Below are 18,237 nucleotides of genomic sequence, written 5' to 3' on the forward strand. Positions count from 1 at the left end.
GAATCGTGGCCGTCATGGATGCGCTTTTCGAACTCGACGGCTCCGACTCATCGAAGCCCCAGTCCGCCCGCCCGAACCCTCCCCAGCAGCCTTCCGCTACACCAGCGGCGAGCGCCACAGGGGAACCCGGATGGGAACCGGCTCCGGAACCTGACTGGGAGCCCGCCCCCGAACCTGAAGACGAACCCATGCCAGCAGAAGCCTGGACACCGCCCGCGCCGGTGACGGCGTCGCCTTCCCCAGCATCGTCAGTCTCTCCAGCATCGTCAGTCTCTTCAGCATCGTCCCGCCCCACGCCCTTGGGCGAGGACTCGCCCCTGGTTCAGGGGCTCAACCCGTCCCAGGCGGAAGCGGTCCTGCACCAGGGCGAAGCGCTCCTGATCATGGCGGGTGCCGGATCAGGCAAGACCCGGGTGCTGACGCACCGCATCGCGTACCTGCTCGAATCGGGGCGTGCCCGTCCTCACGAGATTCTCGCGATCACGTTCACGAACAAGGCCGCCGGCGAAATGCGTGAACGTGTAGAGAACTTGGTGGGCCCGGAAGCCCGCCGCATGTGGGTGTCAACCTTCCACTCCGCGTGCGTGCGGATGCTGCGCGCCGACTATGAGGCCGCGGGCCTGAAGTCGTCGTTCTCGATCTACGACTCTTCCGACTCTGCCAACCTGATGAAGTTGGTGGCGAAGGAACTGGACATTGACCCCAAGAAGTTCAACGCCAAGGCGCTGCTGAACCGGATTGGCAAGTTCAAAGACGAACTGATCACTCCCCAGCAGGCGCTCGCGGTCACAGAGAAGGCCTCCAAGTTCTCCATCGACCACGCCGCTGGCCGTGCATACGGGGAGTATCAGAAGCGCCTGGACGCTGCGAACGCCGTGGACTTTGACGACATCATTGTCCGCACGGTGCGCCTGCTGCAGAACAACCCGGATGTGGCCCACAAATACCGGGAGCGTTTCCGCCATGTGCTGGTGGACGAGTACCAGGACACCAACCACGCCCAGTACATCCTGGTGCGTGAACTCATTGGTCGAGCTGATGATGCGGCGCTCCCGCCGGGTGAACTCACCGTGGTCGGTGACGCAGACCAGTCGATCTACGCCTTCCGTGGTGCGACCATTCGCAACATCTTGGAGTTTGAGAAGGACTACCCGCAGGCGCATATTGTGCGACTGGAACAGAACTACCGTTCCACGCAGAACATTCTGAGCGCCGCGAACGCCGTGATCAAGAACAACACGGACCGCCGGCCCAAGAACCTGTGGACCGACTCAGGCGAGGGCGCCAAGATTTCCGGCTACGCCGCCGAAAGCGAGCAGGACGAAGCCAAGTGGATTGCCGACCAGATCGCGGCATTGCGCGACAGCGGCGACTACTCGCCGGGGGACATGGCCGTCATGTACCGCGCAAACGCGCAGTCGCGTGCCCTAGAAGAACGCTTCATGCGTGCCGACATCCCTTACAAGGTGATCGGCGGCACGCGCTTCTATGAGCGCAAAGAGATCAAGGACATGCTCGCCTACTTGGCAGCCGTCGTGAACGAAGACGACGACATCGCCATGCGCCGCATCATCAACACCCCCAAACGCGGCATTGGAGATACAGCCGTGGAGGGCGTTGACGCGTTGCGGCGTTCGCTGACCACAGCCGATGCTCCGGTGAGTTTCGGTGTGGCGTTGCGCAAGGCGGAGGACGCAGGGCTGCAGGCGCGCGCGGTGCGGGCGCTCGGCGATTTTGTGGCGTTGATGGATGACTTGCGTGCGCTTGCCGTGGACAACGGCCCGGCCGGAGTGTTGGACGCGATCGCCGACCGTTCCGGGATGCTCACGGCATACCGAGCGTCCGATGACCCGCAGGACGCCAGCCGCGTGGAGAACATCATGGAGCTGGTGGCCGTGGGACGTGAGTTCTCGGAGGAGAACCCGGACGGCACCCTTGAGGACTTCCTGGAGAAGGTGGCGCTGGTGGCGGATGCTGACCAGCTTCCGGACGAGGACGGCTCTGGCGGTGTGGTCACGATGATGACACTGCACACCGCGAAGGGCCTCGAGTTCCCCGTGGTGTTCCTCACCGGCATGGAAGACGGCACTTTCCCGCACATGCGTTCCATTGAGTCCGGTTCCGCGAAGGACATGGAAGAGGAACGCCGCCTGGCGTACGTGGGCCTGACGCGTGCCCGCCAGAAGCTCTACCTGACCCGTGCCCAGGTGCGTTCCAGTTGGGGTTCGCCGCAGTATTTTGGGGCTTCTCGGTTCACGGAAGAGATCCCCGCGGAGCTCGTGGAGTGGCAGGTCGCACAGTCCTCCATGGCGGCGTTGCGTGCCCGGTCAGACCGCGGTTCCAGCCGTTCCGGTTCGTGGTCCTCGATGGGCTACGGATCCGGGGGAGCTGGAGGCTTGGGAGGCTCGCAAGACCGGGCCGATGGCAACACCTACTCACGTGCGGGAGCCGTCAGCACGCGCCGCGTGCCACCCAGCCCGCCGGGCGGCGCGAATGCGGACATCGGCTTTGACGTGGGCGAGCGAGTGATGAGTGACAAGTTCGGTATGGGCAAGGTGGTGGGCACGGAAGGTGCAGGCCGCAATGCCGTGGTCAAGGTGGACTTTGGATCAGAAGGCGTCAAGCGTCTCGTATTGCGATTCAACTCGATCGAAAAGCTGTAACTGACCCTCACGCCTGGTGGACCGTGGCTGCCCTCCCGGCACGCGCATCGGCCCGCTAGGCTTGCCGCAGGCTTGACCCGAACCCCAGGGAGAGAAACGTGGAAACTAAGACCTCGAAGGTATCGATCGTTGGCGCTGGCGCCGTGGGGTCGACCCTCGCCTATGCAGGCCTGATGCGTGGCTTCGCGCGCACGGTGGCCCTGTTCGACATCAACAAGTCCAAGGTTGAAGCAGAAGCGCTGGACCTCGCTCAGGGCATCCAGTTCATGCCGGAGGCCACGGTGCTGGGCTCAGACGACGTCAGCGTTGTTGAGGGCTCCGATGTGGTGGTCATTACGGCTGGTGCCAAGCAGCAGCCCGGACAGTCCCGCATGGACTTGGCGGGAGCCACCATCGGTCTGATGGACAAGGTGCTGCCGCCCCTCCTGAAGGCCGCTCCGGACGCGATCTACATTCTGGTGACCAACCCGGTGGATGTGGTGACGCTCGCCGCGATCAAGAAGTCGGGCATGGACCCGGCTCAGATGTTCGGCTCCGGCACGGCGCTGGACACGTCGCGTCTGCGCCACCAGATTGCCGCCCAGTGCGACATCGCGGTCGGCAATGTGCACGCCTACATCGCGGGCGAGCACGGCGACTCTGAGGTTGCGCTGTGGTCGTCGGCCACGATTGGCGGACAGCCGCTGACCGAATGGCGTGGCCGCGACGGTGAGATCGTGATGGATGAGAAGTCGCGTGAGCAGATTCACCATGACGTGATGCGGTCCGCGTACACGATCATCGAAGGCAAGGGTGCGACCAACTATGCGGTGGGTGCCGCCGGTGCCCGCATCGTTGAAGCCGTGCTGGGCGACCAGCGCCGCATCATGCCCGTGTCGACCCTGATCGACTACGAGGGCGTCGGCGAAGTGTGCATGTCGCTGCCGGCCGTCATCGGTCGCAACGGCATTGAGCACCACGCTACGGTGCCCATGAACGACGAAGAACGCGCAGCGCTACTGGAATCGGCGCGTTCGATCCGCGCGACTGCAGACAAGTTCGGCGTGTAACACCACGCTCACCGCAAGGCCGGTGGGGCGGACACTTCACGTGTTCGCCCCACCGGCCTTGTGCGTGGTGGGTGTCACCACGGCAAGCCGCGTTCCGGCCCCGAGAAGGGTGAGGCCGGAGCGCCGCGCTTAGGTCAGGGAAGGTACGGGCTCGCGTTCATCCTTGCTCGCGCTGGTCCCGGAGCCCGATGCCAACGCGGCGGGCGACGGTGCCTCGATCGTGACGTGGGGGAGCCACTGCAGCCAGCCTGGGAGATACCAGTTGTGCTTGCCCAGCATGGTCATGACTGCCGGCACCAGGATCGAGCGGACCACGGTGGCGTCGATGATGACGGCGGCCGCAAGTCCGAAGCCCATCTGGGCGAACTCCGCTAGGTCGCTGAGGGCGAACCCTGCGAACACGGCCACCATGATCAGTGCCGCGCCAGTGATGAGTGAACCCGTGTGCGCAAGGCCGTAGGCCACGGATTCGCGAGTGTGCGCACCGGAGTCGTGCTTTTCCTTGATGCGGCTGAGCAGGAACACGTGATAGTCCATCGACAGTCCGAACAGCACGGCAAAGAGGAGCAGCGGGATCCAGGGGGCAATCCCGTCAACCTGGGGGAACCCGAACAGCGATGCGCCCCAACCGAACTGGAACACGGCCACCAGCATGCCGAACGCGGCCCCGGTGGAAAGCAGGTTCAGCACGATCGCCACCACGGGTACCACGACGGACCGGAAGGACACCATCAGCAACAGGAAACTGATGCCCAGCACGGCCAGGAGCACCCAGGGTGCGGAGTCCATGATGATGTCGGTGAAGTCCACCTGCTCGGCTTGTGCACCGCCGACGTAAGCAACGGTGTCGGTGTCGCCCAAATACTGCGGGATGGTGGTGTCGCGTAGGGCCACGATGGCATCGGATGCTTCGGGATCGGCGCTGTCGTACAAGCTGGTGGCGTCGATGATGGCGTCGGGGCCGATGTACTCCACGTGGGCGTCCGCAAACGCGGGGTCGCGGTTCATGTCGGCAACGAGGTTCTCCACCTCCGCGGTGTAGGACGCTCCGTCATGGATCGCTACTACAGTGTCACCCTGACCGATCCCGTAGTCCTCTCGCAGAGTGTCAACAGCGATGCGTAGGTCGTTGTCTTCTGGCAGGGAATCAAGTCCGGGAAACGCAAGCCTCATCGACGCAATCGGGGCGGCGAGGATCGCAAGCAGCAGGAAGCCCGAGACAGCCCAGGTGACGGGGCGGCGGCTCACGGCGTGCGCAATCGAGGTCCAGGCTCGCGACTCTCGTCCGGGATGGGCGGTGGGAACACGGCCCTTGTTGACGCGGTGTCCCAGCAGGGCCAGGATCGCGGGCAGCAGCGTGAGCGCGGCGGCGACGGACATGAGTGCCACGACGATGGCGCCCGCGCCCAAGGAACGCATGATCGTGGAAGGCACGAGCAGCAAGCCCATGAGCGAGATGACGACGGTCAGCCCGGAGAAGAACACCGCGCGGTTGGCGGTGCTACCAGCGATGGTGACGGCGTCCCGGACCTCATGCCCGGCGGCCAGTTCCTCCCGGAAGCGTTGCACCATCACGAGTGAGTAGTCGATGCCGAGCGCGAGTCCCATCATCGTGATCATGTTGACCACGAAGAACGACAGTTCGAAGGCTTGGCCGACCACTGCGGTCGCACCGATCGAGGTGATGATCGACACGATGGCGACCAGGATGGGGATTCCGGCGGCTGCGAGTGCCCCGAAGACGACCACCAGGATGACCAGAGCCACGCCGATGCCGATTGCTTCGCCGCGGATCAGTCCTTCCTCCGCGAGGGTGTCGAACACGACTTCTCCGGAGGCGTCGCCTACGGTGCGGACCTCGAACCCTGCGGGCGCCGCTGACTCCAGGGTGTCGAGGTAGTGCTCGACGAGCGTGCCGTCATCGCCCGGTTCGATGTCCACGCTCATCAGTGCGGAGTGGAGATCGGCTGCGACGGGGACGGGCGCATCGGCGGTAGGTGCAGAAACGGTGCCGACTCCGTCCAGGTTCTCGATGGCGGCACGGATGCCCGCCAGGGCTTCGGTGAAACGGGGGGAACCGAACTCGTGGTCGGCGGAGGCCACCACAATCGTCTCGGTGTCCGGTCCTTCGTCGGGACGATGCTCGTCAACCAGCGTGGTGGCGTCACCGGACTCGGTGGCGACCTGGACGGAGTCGTCTTGGGTGAGAACGTCGTCCAGTCCGCTTGCGGCGGCGATCGCGGCGGCCATGGCGATGAGCCATGCGGTGATGGTGAGCCACGGCCTTCGCGCGGCTGTGTGGGCTATGCGCCCCGTGAATCCTGTCGACATGCTTCCTCCTCGATGCGGGTACATGACCGAAGGTAGAAATGGGGTGGGGGTGCTGTCTGCGCGCAGGAGGGGGATTGTGGGTGGCTGGAAGAGGGGAATCGTGGTCACTCCTGCGAGGGTTGGGGCTGGCGTTGTCCCTCGTGAGGGGGAGGTGCGGTTCGGTCCCGGGAGTGTAGGCATGTCAGGGATGTCCACGGCAGGATGGGGGCTATGCGCGCACTAGGTCGGTACTTCGCTGCGACGTGGTCCCCGGTCACGTGGCGCGAAGTGACGTACATGCTTGCGGGCTTGCCCCTGGGGATCCTCTGGTTCACGTCCATGGTGACGATGTACGCGTTGGGCATCGGTTTGCTGATCGTGTGGGTGGGAGTTCCGATCTTGGCGGTCGCGCAAGTGAGCATCCGCCCTATCGCTGGGATCGAGCGGCGCTTCGCTAACACTGCGCTGTGTTCTCAGATCGAGGACCCAGGCCCCCGGCGTTACCGGGTTCACGAACCCGGCGAGCCGCCCACGTTCCAGACCATCAAACTCTGGGCTCACGAGCTGCTCCACGACGAAGTGTCGTGGAAGAACCTGGCGTGGATCATGGCGCGAGTCGTGTTGGGGCCGGTGGGCTTTGCGCTCGCGGTGTGCGCAATCGTGGTGCCCGTAGCCCTGGTGGGCGCGTGGCTGATCTCGTTCGTCGTGGTGTTGGGCATTTTCCCCCAGAACGATCCGGCGGACGCAGCCGTGATGGACATCGTGGAAACGACTGCGTTCTGGACCCTGGTGGGGACGCCGGTCGTGCTGTTCGCGGTGCCGATGTTCGCTTGGGTCAACCACTACTTTGGCTGCCTGATGTCGCTGTTCGGGCGCTGGTCCCTGGGGCCGCGTGAGGCTGACCGAACTGCCGCTGCTACCGCGCGAGCCGAACTCGCGGAAACGCAGGTGCGGGTCGACCAAGAGTTGCACGACTCGATCGGCCACATGATCACCATGAACATCATTCAGGCGGGGGCCGGGGCGCACGTGTTCGACTCTGACCCGGAGTTCGCCCGTCAGGCGTTGAAGAACATCGAGGAACGCGGGCGTGCCGCGATGGGCGAGCTCGACCGCATCATCGCGACCATCCGTGGTGACGACCCGCAACCGCGTGCACCATTGCCGGGTATCGCTCAACTTCCCGACCTCATCGCGTCCGCAAGGGCAGCCGGAATGGAAGTCGACGACCGCATCGGCCCTGCGGACGTTCCTGTCGCGCTTTCGCGCGCCACGTATGCCGTGGTCCGTGAGGCCGTGACGAACGCCGCCCGGTATGCGCCGGGCGCGCAGGTGACCGTTCGTGTCGAGAAGGTCGCCGATGCGTTGGGTGTGCAAGTCGTCAACGGTCCAGTGGAGCCCGGCGCCGCACCCCTGTCGCGCACCCGCACAGGGGAGGCGGCACGTGGACGCGGGCTTGCAGGGATTCGTGACCGTGTGGGCCTCCTGGGTGGGGTAAGCCGGTCCGGTCCTACCGCGCAGGACGGCTTCGAAGTCCTCGCGCTCATCCCCGTGGAGATGCGGTTGCGTCCCCACCCCATCGCCGACCCGGACAGCCCGTGGGCGTCCCTACGTGACAAGGTGACGACGTGAACCTGCTCATTGTTGATGACGATCCGCTGGTGCGGATGGGGTTGCGTGCCATCCTCAGCTCCGTCGCCGGGTGGACCGTGGTGGCGGAAGCGGGGGACGGGGAAGCCGCCATCGCGGCCGTGCTGCAGCATCGGCCCGATGTAGTGCTGATGGACGTACGCATGCCCGGCACCGATGGACTCGCTGCCACCCGCTCCATCGTGGATGCAGGGATCGAGACTAAGGTGCTGGTGCTCACCACCTTTGAAGTCGACGAGTACGTGTTTGAGGCGATGCGCGCCGGCGCCGCCGGCTTTGTACTCAAACGAGTGCCGCCCACCGAACTCATTGAGGCCGTACGCGTGGTCGCCGCCGGCGAGTCACTGCTGTTCCCCAGCTCCACGCGAGCCGTGATCGAACGCTTCTCCGAACCCCAGCAGCGCCACCTGCCCGACCTCACGGAACGTGAACAGGACGTGCTACGCCAACTCGCGCGAGGCCGGTCCAATCAGGAGATCGCAGGCAGGCTCTACGTTTCGGTTGAGACAGTGAAGTCCCATGTGGCGTCAATCCTCACCAAACTGGGAGTGCGCGACAGGACGCAGGCCGTGATCGTGGCCTACGAAAGCGGATTCGTCCAGCCGGGAGACGCCGCCGACTTGTAGCCCCGACGCCAGACCAGAGGTTACGAATCAGACACCTCAAGGGACTAGGCTGTGGCGAACGAACCCCGGCACGCAAAACCTGCGTGACGTTCGCGACAAGCAAGGACGCACATGGATCTCTACGAGTACCAAGCGCGCGATATGTTCGAAAAGCACGGCGTACCCGTGCTTCCCGGCATCGTCGCCGAAACCCCTGCGGAGGCAAAGGCCGCCGCCGAGCAACTGGGCGGCGGAACAGTCGTCGTCAAGGCTCAGGTCAAGACCGGAGGCCGCGGCAAAGCCGGCGGTGTTAAGCTCGCGCACTCGCCCGCTGAGGCTGAGGCTGCCGCTGAAGCAATCCTCGGGATGGACATCAAGGGCCACACCGTGCACCGCGTGATGATCGCCGCGGGCGCCAAGATTGCCGAGGAGTACTACTTCTCCGTGCTGCTGGACCGCGCCGAGCGCCGCTACCTTGCGATGTGCTCCGTTGAAGGTGGCATGGAGATCGAGCAGCTTGCTGTGGAACGCCCCGAGGCGCTCGCTCGTGTCGCGATCGACCCGCTTGTGGGCATCGACGCACCCCAAGCACGCGACATTGTCGAGGCTGCCGGCTTCCCCGCGAACCTCAAAGAAGCTGTCGCAGAAGCGCTGATCAAGCTCTGGTCTGTCTACGAAGAAGAAGACGCCACGCTGGTCGAGGTCAACCCGCTGGTGCTGACAGAGGACGGCGAGATCATCGCGCTGGACGGCAAGGTCACGCTCGACGAGAACGCCGCGTTCCGTCACGCCGACCACGAAGCACTCGAGGACAAGGCCGCCGCAGACCCGCTCGAGGCGAAGGCCAAGGCGCTCGACCTCAACTACGTGAAACTCGACGGTGCCGTGGGCATCATCGGTAACGGTGCAGGTCTCGTGATGTCCACCCTCGACGTCGTCGCGTACGCAGGCGAAGCCCACGGTGGTGTGAAGCCCGCGAACTTCCTGGACATCGGTGGTGGCGCATCGGCCGCTGTGATGGCCAACGGACTTGATGTCATCCTCAACGACCCGCAGGTCAAGTCCGTGTTCGTCAACGTGTTCGGCGGCATCACCTCATGCATTGAGGTTGCCAACGGCATTGTGGGTGCGCTGGAAACCTTGGGCGATGCAGCCACCAAGCCGCTCGTGGTGCGACTCGACGGCAACTCCGTTGAAGAGGGCCGTGAAATCCTCGCCGCAGCGAACCACCCGCTTGTGACCATCGTCGAGACCATGGACGGCGCCGCGGCCAAGGCCGCCGAGCTGGCCAACGCATAAGGGAGCAGCAGACATGGCTATCTTCATCAACTCTGACTCCAAGGTCATCGTCCAGGGCATGACTGGCTCCGAAGGCCAGAAGCACACGGCCCGCATGCTCGCCTCCGGCACCCAGATTGTGGGCGGCGTGAACCCCCGCAAGGCCGGCACCAGCGTCGACTTCGATGGCACCTCCGTGCCGGTGTACGGCTCCGTGGCCGACGCGATGGCCGCCACCGGCGCCACAGTGACCGTGCTGTTCGTGCCGCCGGCCTTCACCAAGGCCGCCGTCATTGAGGCTGTCGATGCTGGCGTCGATTTGGCCGTCATCATCACCGAGGGCGTGCCCGTCGCTGACACGGCCCAGTTCTTCGCCTACGCCCAATCCAAGGGTGTCCGGCTCATCGGCCCCAACTGCCCCGGTCTGATCAGCCCCGGACAGTCCAACGTGGGCATTACCCCTGCCAACATCACTGGTGCTGGCCGTATTGGCCTGGTGTCAAAGTCCGGCACGCTGACGTACCAGATGATGTTCGAGCTGCGCGACATCGGCTTCACCACTGCCGTGGGCATCGGCGGTGACCCGATCATCGGCACCACGCACATCGACTGCTTGGAGGCGTTCCAGAACGACCCCGAGACGGACGCGATCGTGATGATTGGTGAGATCGGTGGCGACGCAGAAGAGCGTGCCGCCGCCTACATCAAGGACCACGTGACCAAGCCGGTCGTCGGCTACGTCGCAGGCTTTGAGGCTCCTGAAGGCAAGACCATGGGCCACGCAGGAGCGATCGTGTCCGGTTCTGCCGGTACCGCGCAGGCCAAGAAGGAAGCGCTGGAAGCTGCAGGCGTCAAGGTGGGCAAGACTCCCACCGAGACCGCCGAGCTGATGCGTCAGATTCTGAACGGCTAGCGTTACCCGCCCACCCGCCCACCCGCGCGACAGTGGGACATAGGCGCCCGATGTGAACGTTCGGGCGCACCGCCATGTCCCACTGTCGCATCGGCTGAGTGCGGTCCCCAGGGGCCGCGCCAATCGTGCTCGTTCCCCAGATGCCACATGCGGGCTGGTTCGGGCCTGCCGGCTTCAGTGCACTTGTCTGGTGGCGATTGCATCTCAGTGGGCTAGTAAGGCGAGGCTGCTGTCGGGCTATCTCGATGCGCAGCCTCGAGTGTTGACGCGTGCTGCGGCCATCGGGCAATGGGGTAGGCGCGCACTGGAGGCGACAGTCGCGGCAGGCGATGTCATCCGGATCCTGCCCGGCGTCTACTGTGGCGCCCGCCACCGGGATGAACCCGTCGCGTGGGGGCTAGCGCTCAATGCGTGGCACCCCGCAGGCATCGTGACAGGGCCGCTCGCACTCCATCTCATGAATCCGCGACTCGCGCTGCCGGAGTCGGCAAGCATTCGAGTCTCCCCGGGGCTACGGCCTCGCATTCCCGTTGGGGTGTCCTGTGTGCAGGGGACGGTGACTCCGGCGCGGGCTCTTGCCCGTGGAGTGCGGACTGCCACTCCCGCCGTTGCGTTGGTGGATGCGTGGCGGTTCACTCCCGCGCCTATGCGGTCGCACCTCTTCTATGAGGCCTTGTGGGCGGGCGTGATTGCTCCCGGTTTGGTGCTCCCCGAGGTCGAGGCGTCGACGCGGCTTCCCGGCAGGGCGGCCTTGCTGCGGTTGGTTCGTGCGTGCGAGGAAGGCATCACTTCGCCGCTGGAGCGGATCGCCAAAGAAGAGACGTTCGTGGGTGCGCTGTTTGCTGAGTTTGAGTGGCAGGCGACTGTGGATCTTGGTCACCGTCGGGTGCGACCGGACATGCTGCATCGGGCAGCGAAACTGATTGTCGAGTTGGATGGCGCTCGTTATCACGGCAGTCCGCAGGCTCGAGAGGCCGATCGTGAACGTGACGTTGACCTGGCTGCGGCGGGCTTTGTGACCTTGCGATTCACGTGGAGAGACCTGACCAAGCGCCCGGCGTGGTGTCGTGCCCGGGTACGTGAGGTGATGCGAGTCCGGAGCCGGAGTCCCGACACAAGGACATGATCGACCCCGGAACGTTCACATCGAGCGCCCATGTCCCACTGTCTGGTTGGGGGCGCGCCGATCCCGGGAAACAACCCCGTTCCAGGCGACCATGGAGCCATGCCGCGTTCCTTCTCTCACGACATGCGCGCGCTTGGCGGCAAAGTCAAGCAGCTTTTTGTGGGCTACCCGGGGTGGGTAGGCGGTGTGATCGCGGGCATCCAGGGTGCACTGATGCCGTACCTGGTGGTCGTCATCTTGTCCCTCGCTGTCATCGCTTCTGACCCTGGCGCGACCACGTCGAACGGCATCGAGTGGGGCTCTGCCTTCTCCGTGGCGACCTCGGTATGGCTCATGGCGCACGGTGTGCCAGCTACCGCATCGGGTGTGACGTTCACGCTGCTACCTGCAGGGTTGACCTTGCTATGCGGGTTCGTGACTGCAGCCGGTGCGCGGCGTTTCGCTACGCGGTCGTGGATGAGTTGGGGGCTTGCGGTCGGGTCCTATGTGGCGACCGTCATCGTGATTGGCTCGTTCACGCTGGGGTCTGAACCTGATGGCGGCAGCTTGGTGGTGCGTGCTGCGACGGTGGCGGCACTGATCGCTGGGGCCGCCACTGCGGCAGGTATCTGGCGCGCCTACGGTGCGTCGTTTGAATGGGCGTTGCAGTTGCCGGATTACGTGCGCAGGGGTCTGCGCCGTGGCTTCGGCACGTTGGCGTGGGGTGTGGCCGCCGCGTCCTTGGTGTCCATTGTGGCGGTGGTGATGCACGCCGATGACATGGCCACCTGGGCAACAGGGCTGGGCGTTGACGCCATTGGGGGAGTGGTGTTGGCCATCGCACAGTTGGCGTATGCACCCACGTTCGTGGTGTGGATGTTGGCGTACCTGACGGGGACGGGATTCTCCGTGGGGGTAGGGACTGCATACTCTCCGGGCGTCGCTCAGGCTGAGGCGTTGCCCCAGGTGCCGTTGTTGGCGGCGCTGCCGGATGCGACGTGGGGGTGGCTGGCGTGGGTGCCGCTCGTCCTGGTCGCGGTGGGGGCTGCGGCCCGGTGGGTGACCCGCACTCGGGAGCGTCTGGCGTGGGCTGATGCTGCGGCCGATGCTGTGGCGCTGTCGCTCGTGACGGTGGTAGCGGCGGGTATGGCAGCGACGGCTGCTGGTGCGGTGGGGCCAGGGCGCTTGGCGCAGACGGGCCCCGATGTTCTGCCGGTGACCGCAGCGATGCTGGGGCTCACCTTGGCGGGTTATGCGGTGGTGACGGTAGTGATCGCCATCATTGATCTGTGGGCGCGACGGTCAGGTGTTGTGACGGAGTCGCGGTCGCCTAGTCAGTCGGGGATGACGACGGAGACGGTGACGACGAAGTCGGGGACGTAAGCCCGAACCGTTCGTAGATCTCTTCGACCTTGGCGTTGAGTCCGTCCTCGTAGTCCGCGTTGCACGCTTCCACGGCGGAATGCGTGACGGCCCGCGACATGCAGGTGCTGAGGTCTGTCACGATGTCGTGGAACAGCAGCAGCCCCGCGCCCACAAACATTGCGAAGCCCGCCATCGCCAGTCCGAACGTGATGGACAGGCGGAACACTCCCAGTTCTTTCTCGCCTCGTGTCAACACCAGGATGCGGATGCCGTAGAAGATCGCCACCGGCGCCGTCACGAACATGCCGTAGGCCAGTGGAATGGAGAACAGGTACAGCACTACGGTCACGCCCAGTGCGAGCATGAACATGGTGACGCTCTTGCGTGCCTTGTCGGGCACCGCAGAACGGGGAGTCTCGTCGTCGGCCACATCGCTCCTGAGGTAGGTGGTGTGACCAGCATGCCGATAGGCTCGCCTCCGTGACAAACCGGCACGTCCCCCAGCGCCTCGCCATTCTCATCTCCGGAGCGGGTTCCACCATGCGCGCAGTGCTCGATGCCGCGCAGGCAGACGAGCACTACGGAGCCCAGCCTGTGGTGGTGATCTCAGATAAACCTGACGCTGCTGGCCTGGCTATTGCGGCATCGGCCGGTGTGCCCACCGAGGTGGTGAATGTTGCTGACTTCCCTGACCGTGAGGCGTGGAACCAGGCGCTTGCCGCCACCATCGCACGCTATGAGCCTGATCTGGTGTTGTGCGCGGGGTTCATGCGGATCTTGGGCGCTCCGGTGCTGGAAGTGTTCGGGGGCAGGATCATCAACACGCATCCTGCTTTGCTGCCGTCCTTCCCGGGCGCGCACGCCGTACGCGATGCGATCGCGCACGGCGTCAAGGTGACCGGTTGCACGGTGATGATGGTCGATGCCGGAGTGGATACCGGCCCGATCATTGCTCAGGCCGTGGTTGAGGTGCGGGACAATGACACACAGGATTCCCTTCACGACCGCATCAAGGCGGTGGAGCGCGATCTTGTCGCGACGACTGTTGGCCGGATGGCTCGTGAAGGTTGGACTATCAATGGACGTCGAGTAGAGCTCGGTGGAAGGGACTGATATGACGCAGCAGGCGGTGCGCAGAGCACTGATTTCCGTATACGACAAGACGGGTATCGAGGAGCTCGCGCAGGGGCTTGCCGCTGCTGGCGTGCAGATCGTCTCCACCGGTTCGACGGCTTCACGGATTGCCGATGCTGGCGTGGAGGTGACCCGGGTTGAAGAGCTGACCGGTTTCCCCGAGTGCCTCGATGGTCGTGTGAAGACGCTGCACCCGCGCGTGCATGCCGGCATCCTTGCGGACCGTCGTCTCGACGACCACCGCGCCCAGTTGACGGATCTGGGCATTGAGCCTTTCGATCTGGTGGTGGTGAACCTCTACCCGTTCACGCAGACGGTTGCCTCGGGCGCCGGCCAGGACGATGTCATTGAGCAGATCGACATTGGCGGGCCTTCCATGGTCCGTGCCGCGGCCAAGAACCACCCCTCTGTTGCCGTGGTGGTGGACCCTGCTCGCTACACGGACGTGCTGACGGCCGTTACCGCCGGTGGTTTCACACTGGTGGAGCGGCAGGCGCTCGCCGCTGCGGCCTTCCGCCACACCGCCGACTACGACATCGCGGTCGCATCCTGGATGACGTCCGTGGTCGCTCCTGAGGAAGGTGCTGCGTTGCCGTCGTGGGTGGCTGCGTCGTTTGAGCGCGAGAACACGCTCCGCTACGGCGAGAACCCGCACCAGGCTGCGGCCGTGTACACGGATCCGTCGGTTGCGGGTGGCCTGGCCCAGGCGCGGCAGCTCCACGGCAAGGAGATGAGCTTCAACAACTACGTGGACGCCGATGCCGCCTTGCGTGCCGCGTATGACTTCAGTTCTCCTGCGGTTGCGGTGATCAAGCATGCGAACCCGTGTGGCATCGCGGTGGCGGACACGATCGCTGAGGCTCACGCGAAGGCCCACGCGACGGACCCGGTGTCCGCTTTCGGTGGTGTGATTGCCGCGAACCGTTCCATCACGGTGGAGGCCGCGGAGCAGATCAAGGACATCTTCACCGAAGTGGTGGTGGCGCCAGGCTTCGAGGACGGCGCTGCCGAGGTGCTGCAGGCCAAGAAGAACATCCGTTTGTTGGTCGTGGAGCCGCAGCCGCAGGTTGCTGAATGGCGCCGCATCACGGGCGGGCTGTTGGTGCAGCAGGCCGATGCCGTCGACGCCCCTGGTGACCCGGCCACCACCTGGGAACTGGTCGCGGGTGAGGCCGCTGACGAAGCGACGCTGGCGGACCTCGACTTTGCATGGCGTGCCTGCCGTGCCGTGAAGTCCAACGCGATTCTGTTGGCGAAGGACGGTGCTGCTGTGGGCATCGGCATGGGCCAGGTCAACCGTGTTGACTCGTGCGGTCTGGCGGTGTCGCGCGCTGGCGACCGGGTCGAAGGGTCCGTTGCCGCATCGGATGCGTTCTTCCCGTTCGCGGATGGACTGCAGACGCTGATCGATGCCGGGGTGAAGGCCGTGGTGTCACCTGGTGGGTCCGTACGCGACGCAGAGGTGATTGAAGCCGCGAATGCTGCAGGCATCACGCTCTATCACACGGGTACTCGGCACTTCTTCCACTAATGACTGCCTCGTCTGCCTCCACGCCGCCCCAGGACTCGACTGAGCCTGAGGGTGGTGTGACGGACGCCTCCGACGCCACGGTCAGCGATGAGCCGCAGTCCTTGTCGGAGTCCGATGGTGGTCCGCCCAAGATTGCTCAGACTCGACGGGCCACGGCTCTGATCGTTGTTGCGGTGATCGCTGCATGTGTGGCGGTGGGCGCGCTGTGGAATGCGCAGGCGGGCACGTTCTTGTTGGCCGGTGCCGCGTTCCTTGGCGCTGCGTTGCGGATGACGCTGCCGGCTGGGGTCGCGTTCTCCGTTCGTCGCCGGGCGGTGGATGTCGCGATCATGCTGGGGTTCGCTGCCACGCTGGCGTTCCTTGGTCTGACGACCTCGCTGGGGTAGTTTGCTGGGTCGTCCCCGCCAGCCCCGCGTTAGTTGTCGAACAAGAACGGGGCTTGCTGTCTTAGCTGTTGTTCCACCGCGGGGGTGAGGGAGCGCACATAGGTGGCGGTCAGGTGGTCGTCATCGCGGTACATCAGCACATTGCCTTGGATCACGGGGCACATGTCGAAGTTGGGGCAGATGTACTCGGTGAGATCAATGGGGAGAACCCCGTCTGGCACCGCGGGGTCTGTGAGCAGTGGGTTTTCTGCTGCGAGCACGTCCGCGGCACGCACAGAGCACGGATCATCAGTGGACCCTTCTGTGACGTCATGGGTGCCTACGCAGGTGGGGACGTCTTCCACGAAACGCGGCACGTCGCGGAACGCGATGACAGGAACGCCCGCGTCCAACACTGTCTCCCACAGCGTTATTTGGGATGGCCACACGGACTCCAGCGGGCTTGCGGGTTGAGTTTCTGTTCCCACAGTGATGAGGGCGTCGGGTTCGCGGTCAAGGATCGCGGCTGGAGCGGACTCGTTCCAGGTGCGGCACGTGCTGCTGCCGCTGAAGTTAGTGCCCGGGTCCTGCAGCCTGCAGCCGTCTTTCTCGATGACGATGAGTTCCCAGTCGTTCGCATCCGCAATGATGTCCACCGCCGTGTACCACTGTTGGATGTGGGAACCGCCGGAGATCACCACTAGGCGGGAGGGCTCCTCTGGGGCGTTCATGTCCTCGCAGTGGAGGACTTCCTCCATGCCGGGATAGTCCTGCCAATTCTGTAGGCATCCGCGTTCGTAGATGCCTGGAGGCAGGTCGAAGTAGGCATCCTCGACGGAAGGTCGGAATGGCGCGGTATACGCCTCCAGGTCCAGTTCCGGATTGTTGAGGACGGCAGCACCAGGGAGGCTGGTGGACGGTTTGACCAGTGCGTCGAGTTGCGCTTGGCGTTCCCGTTCCAGGCTGTCGGCTTTGGCGGCCGAGGGCACTGCGACTGCGGCCACCGCCAGCGCCAACACCAAAAGGGTCGTGACCGTTCTGCGACTGGGGGCGCGCAGCCACCGTGTCGCGGCATCGGCCACGGTGCGGGTGAGCACCGCGAGTCCGTAGGCCACGCCCACCACCACTATGGCGCCCACAAGGTCGATGTCGCTCTGTCCCTGCCAGGTGAGGTAGGCGATGAGGAGCGGCCAGTGCCACAGGTACAGCCCGTAGGAGTTGTCGGCGAGCGTCCGGAGCGGGCGGGCGGCGAGCGCGCGGCCAAGCGACCAGCGGGAGTCGTCCAACGCGGAGATCAGGATCAGTGCGGTCGCAGTCACCGGCACCAGGGTGAGCGCGCCCGGAAAGTGCACGCCTCCATCGATGAAGAACCCAGAGGTCACGATCACGGTGACGCCCACCCAAGATGCCGTTGTCGCGAGTGGGCCGCGAAGGTGCCACCGCATCGGCAGGAGTGCCAAGAGGACACCCACGCCAAACTCCCACAGGCGTGCGCCCATCGAGAAGTACGCCTGGGTTTGGTCGACCTGGACCGCGTACAGCGCGTATCCAAAGGAGAGGGCCGATGCCGTGGCGACGAGAGCGACGACCACGATCTGACGTATGCGGGCCGTTGTGCGGCGGGCGAACCACACCACGAGCGCTAGCGCCACGGGCCATAGCAGGAAGAACTGTCCCTGCAGCGACAGCGACCAGAAGTGTTGCAGCGGGCTGGTGTCGACTGATGCCGCGTCGTAGCCGGCTTGGGTCCGGGCAAGCTCGATGTTCTCGAGGTACAGCGCAGATGCGGCGACCTCGCGGAAGATTGACTGGGTGTGGGGAGCGGCAAAGACCCACGGAGTCGCGACGGCAACCACGGCGAGCGTGAGGAGTGCCGGGGGAGCGAGGCGAGCGAAGGTCCGAGCCCACCGCCGAGCCACCTGCCGCGCCGGATGATCGAGCGGAGTGCGGCGCATCGAACGAGTGATGAGGAAAGCGGAGATGACGAGGAAGACGTCGACGCCACCAGAGACCCTGCCGTTGCCGAACAGGTGATAGACAACCACCAGTGCAAGTGCGAGCCCACGCACGCCATGGATGGCAGGCAGGAACGTGCGATCAGCGACGGGAAGCCACGTGGCTGTTCCCTGTGCTGTGGCGGTCATGCGATGAGGCCCCCTCGCATTCGAAGGCGATGTGGTGCTTTTCTACCGTCGCTCGTGAACCTGGCGTCAGCGGGATGCTAGCAGCGCATTCGGGTCCTGCCTAGACCCTTGGGAAGAAAGAAAAT

At 64.8% G+C, this 18,237-nt stretch carries 14 protein-coding genes; 11 read left to right on the top strand and 3 right to left on the bottom strand.

What is annotated here, in order from left to right; all coding sequences use genetic code 11:
* Window positions 1–14: 14 nt before the first annotated feature.
* The gene (gene pcrA, locus ON058_RS03675) at window positions 15–2,663 is read left to right on the top strand and encodes a DNA helicase PcrA (RefSeq protein ID WP_274667661.1); all 2,649 of its coding nucleotides are present in this window, start codon (window positions 15–17) and stop codon (window positions 2,661–2,663) included.
* Window positions 2,664–2,761: 98 nt separating this feature from the next.
* Complete coding sequence (locus ON058_RS03680; protein ID WP_274667662.1) at window positions 2,762–3,712, top strand: L-lactate dehydrogenase; 951 nt, start codon at window positions 2,762–2,764, stop codon at window positions 3,710–3,712.
* A gap of 129 nt (window positions 3,713–3,841) precedes the next feature.
* Here the strand turns inward: ON058_RS03680 and ON058_RS03685 are convergent, their stop codons facing one another.
* The gene (locus ON058_RS03685; protein WP_274667663.1) at window positions 3,842–6,043 is read right to left on the bottom strand and encodes an MMPL family transporter; all 2,202 of its coding nucleotides are present in this window, start codon (window positions 6,041–6,043) and stop codon (window positions 3,842–3,844) included.
* Between the two features lie 210 nt (window positions 6,044–6,253).
* Between ON058_RS03685 and ON058_RS03690 the strand changes: the two genes are divergently transcribed.
* The 6 genes from ON058_RS03690 (at window position 6,254) to ON058_RS03715 (ending at window position 12,956) form a co-directional block, all read left to right on the top strand.
* Window positions 6,254–7,654, top strand: a complete 1,401-nt coding sequence (locus ON058_RS03690) for a sensor histidine kinase (protein ID WP_274667664.1) — start codon at window positions 6,254–6,256, stop codon at window positions 7,652–7,654.
* A complete protein-coding gene (locus tag ON058_RS03695) occupies window positions 7,651–8,298 on the top strand; it encodes a response regulator transcription factor (protein WP_274667665.1) in 648 nt (215 codons plus the stop codon). Before ON058_RS03690 ends, ON058_RS03695 begins: the two co-directional genes overlap by 4 nt.
* Window positions 8,299–8,409: 111 nt before the next feature.
* Entirely contained in the window at window positions 8,410–9,576 is a 1,167-nt protein-coding gene (gene sucC, locus ON058_RS03700; protein ID WP_274667666.1) for an ADP-forming succinate--CoA ligase subunit beta, read from the top strand.
* Window positions 9,577–9,589: 13 nt separating this feature from the next.
* Entirely contained in the window at window positions 9,590–10,468 is an 879-nt protein-coding gene (gene sucD, locus ON058_RS03705) for a succinate--CoA ligase subunit alpha (protein ID WP_274667667.1), read from the top strand.
* A 190-nt stretch (window positions 10,469–10,658) separates the two neighbouring features.
* The gene (locus ON058_RS03710; RefSeq protein ID WP_274667668.1) at window positions 10,659–11,594 is read left to right on the top strand and encodes an endonuclease domain-containing protein; all 936 of its coding nucleotides are present in this window, start codon (window positions 10,659–10,661) and stop codon (window positions 11,592–11,594) included.
* A 99-nt stretch (window positions 11,595–11,693) separates the two neighbouring features.
* Window positions 11,694–12,956, top strand: coding sequence for a DUF6350 family protein (locus ON058_RS03715; RefSeq protein ID WP_274667669.1), 1,263 nt, complete (start codon window positions 11,694–11,696; stop codon window positions 12,954–12,956).
* Here the strand turns inward: ON058_RS03715 and ON058_RS03720 are convergent.
* Window positions 12,904–13,368, bottom strand: coding sequence for a hypothetical protein (locus tag ON058_RS03720; RefSeq protein ID WP_274667670.1), 465 nt, complete (start codon window positions 13,366–13,368; stop codon window positions 12,904–12,906). The genes ON058_RS03715 and ON058_RS03720 overlap by 53 nt on opposite strands.
* A 50-nt stretch (window positions 13,369–13,418) precedes the next feature.
* On the opposite strand from ON058_RS03720, the gene purN reads away from it, so the two are divergent.
* From purN to ON058_RS03735, 3 genes are read left to right on the top strand one after another with little or no spacing between them, the layout of a single operon-like run.
* Window positions 13,419–14,051: a phosphoribosylglycinamide formyltransferase gene (gene purN, locus ON058_RS03725; protein ID WP_274667671.1), complete on the top strand. Its 633-nt coding sequence runs from the start codon at window positions 13,419–13,421 to the stop codon at window positions 14,049–14,051.
* 1 nt (window position 14,052) lies between these two features.
* A complete protein-coding gene (gene purH, locus ON058_RS03730) occupies window positions 14,053–15,603 on the top strand; it encodes a bifunctional phosphoribosylaminoimidazolecarboxamide formyltransferase/IMP cyclohydrolase (RefSeq protein ID WP_274667672.1) in 1,551 nt (516 codons plus the stop codon).
* Window positions 15,603–15,989: a DUF3017 domain-containing protein gene (locus tag ON058_RS03735; protein WP_274667673.1), complete on the top strand. Its 387-nt coding sequence runs from the start codon at window positions 15,603–15,605 to the stop codon at window positions 15,987–15,989. Before purH ends, ON058_RS03735 begins: the two co-directional genes overlap by 1 nt.
* Before the next feature lie 29 nt (window positions 15,990–16,018).
* On the opposite strand, the gene ON058_RS03740 is transcribed toward ON058_RS03735, so the two are convergent.
* On the bottom strand, window positions 16,019–18,112 hold the full coding sequence (locus ON058_RS03740; protein ID WP_274667674.1) for an acyltransferase family protein: 2,094 nt from the start codon (window positions 18,110–18,112) through the stop codon (window positions 16,019–16,021).
* Between the last annotated feature and the right edge of the window lie 125 nt (window positions 18,113–18,237).

The organism is Demequina sp. B12 (assembly GCF_028823635.1).
In the GTDB taxonomy this organism is placed as follows: domain Bacteria; phylum Actinomycetota; class Actinomycetes; order Actinomycetales; family Demequinaceae; genus Demequina.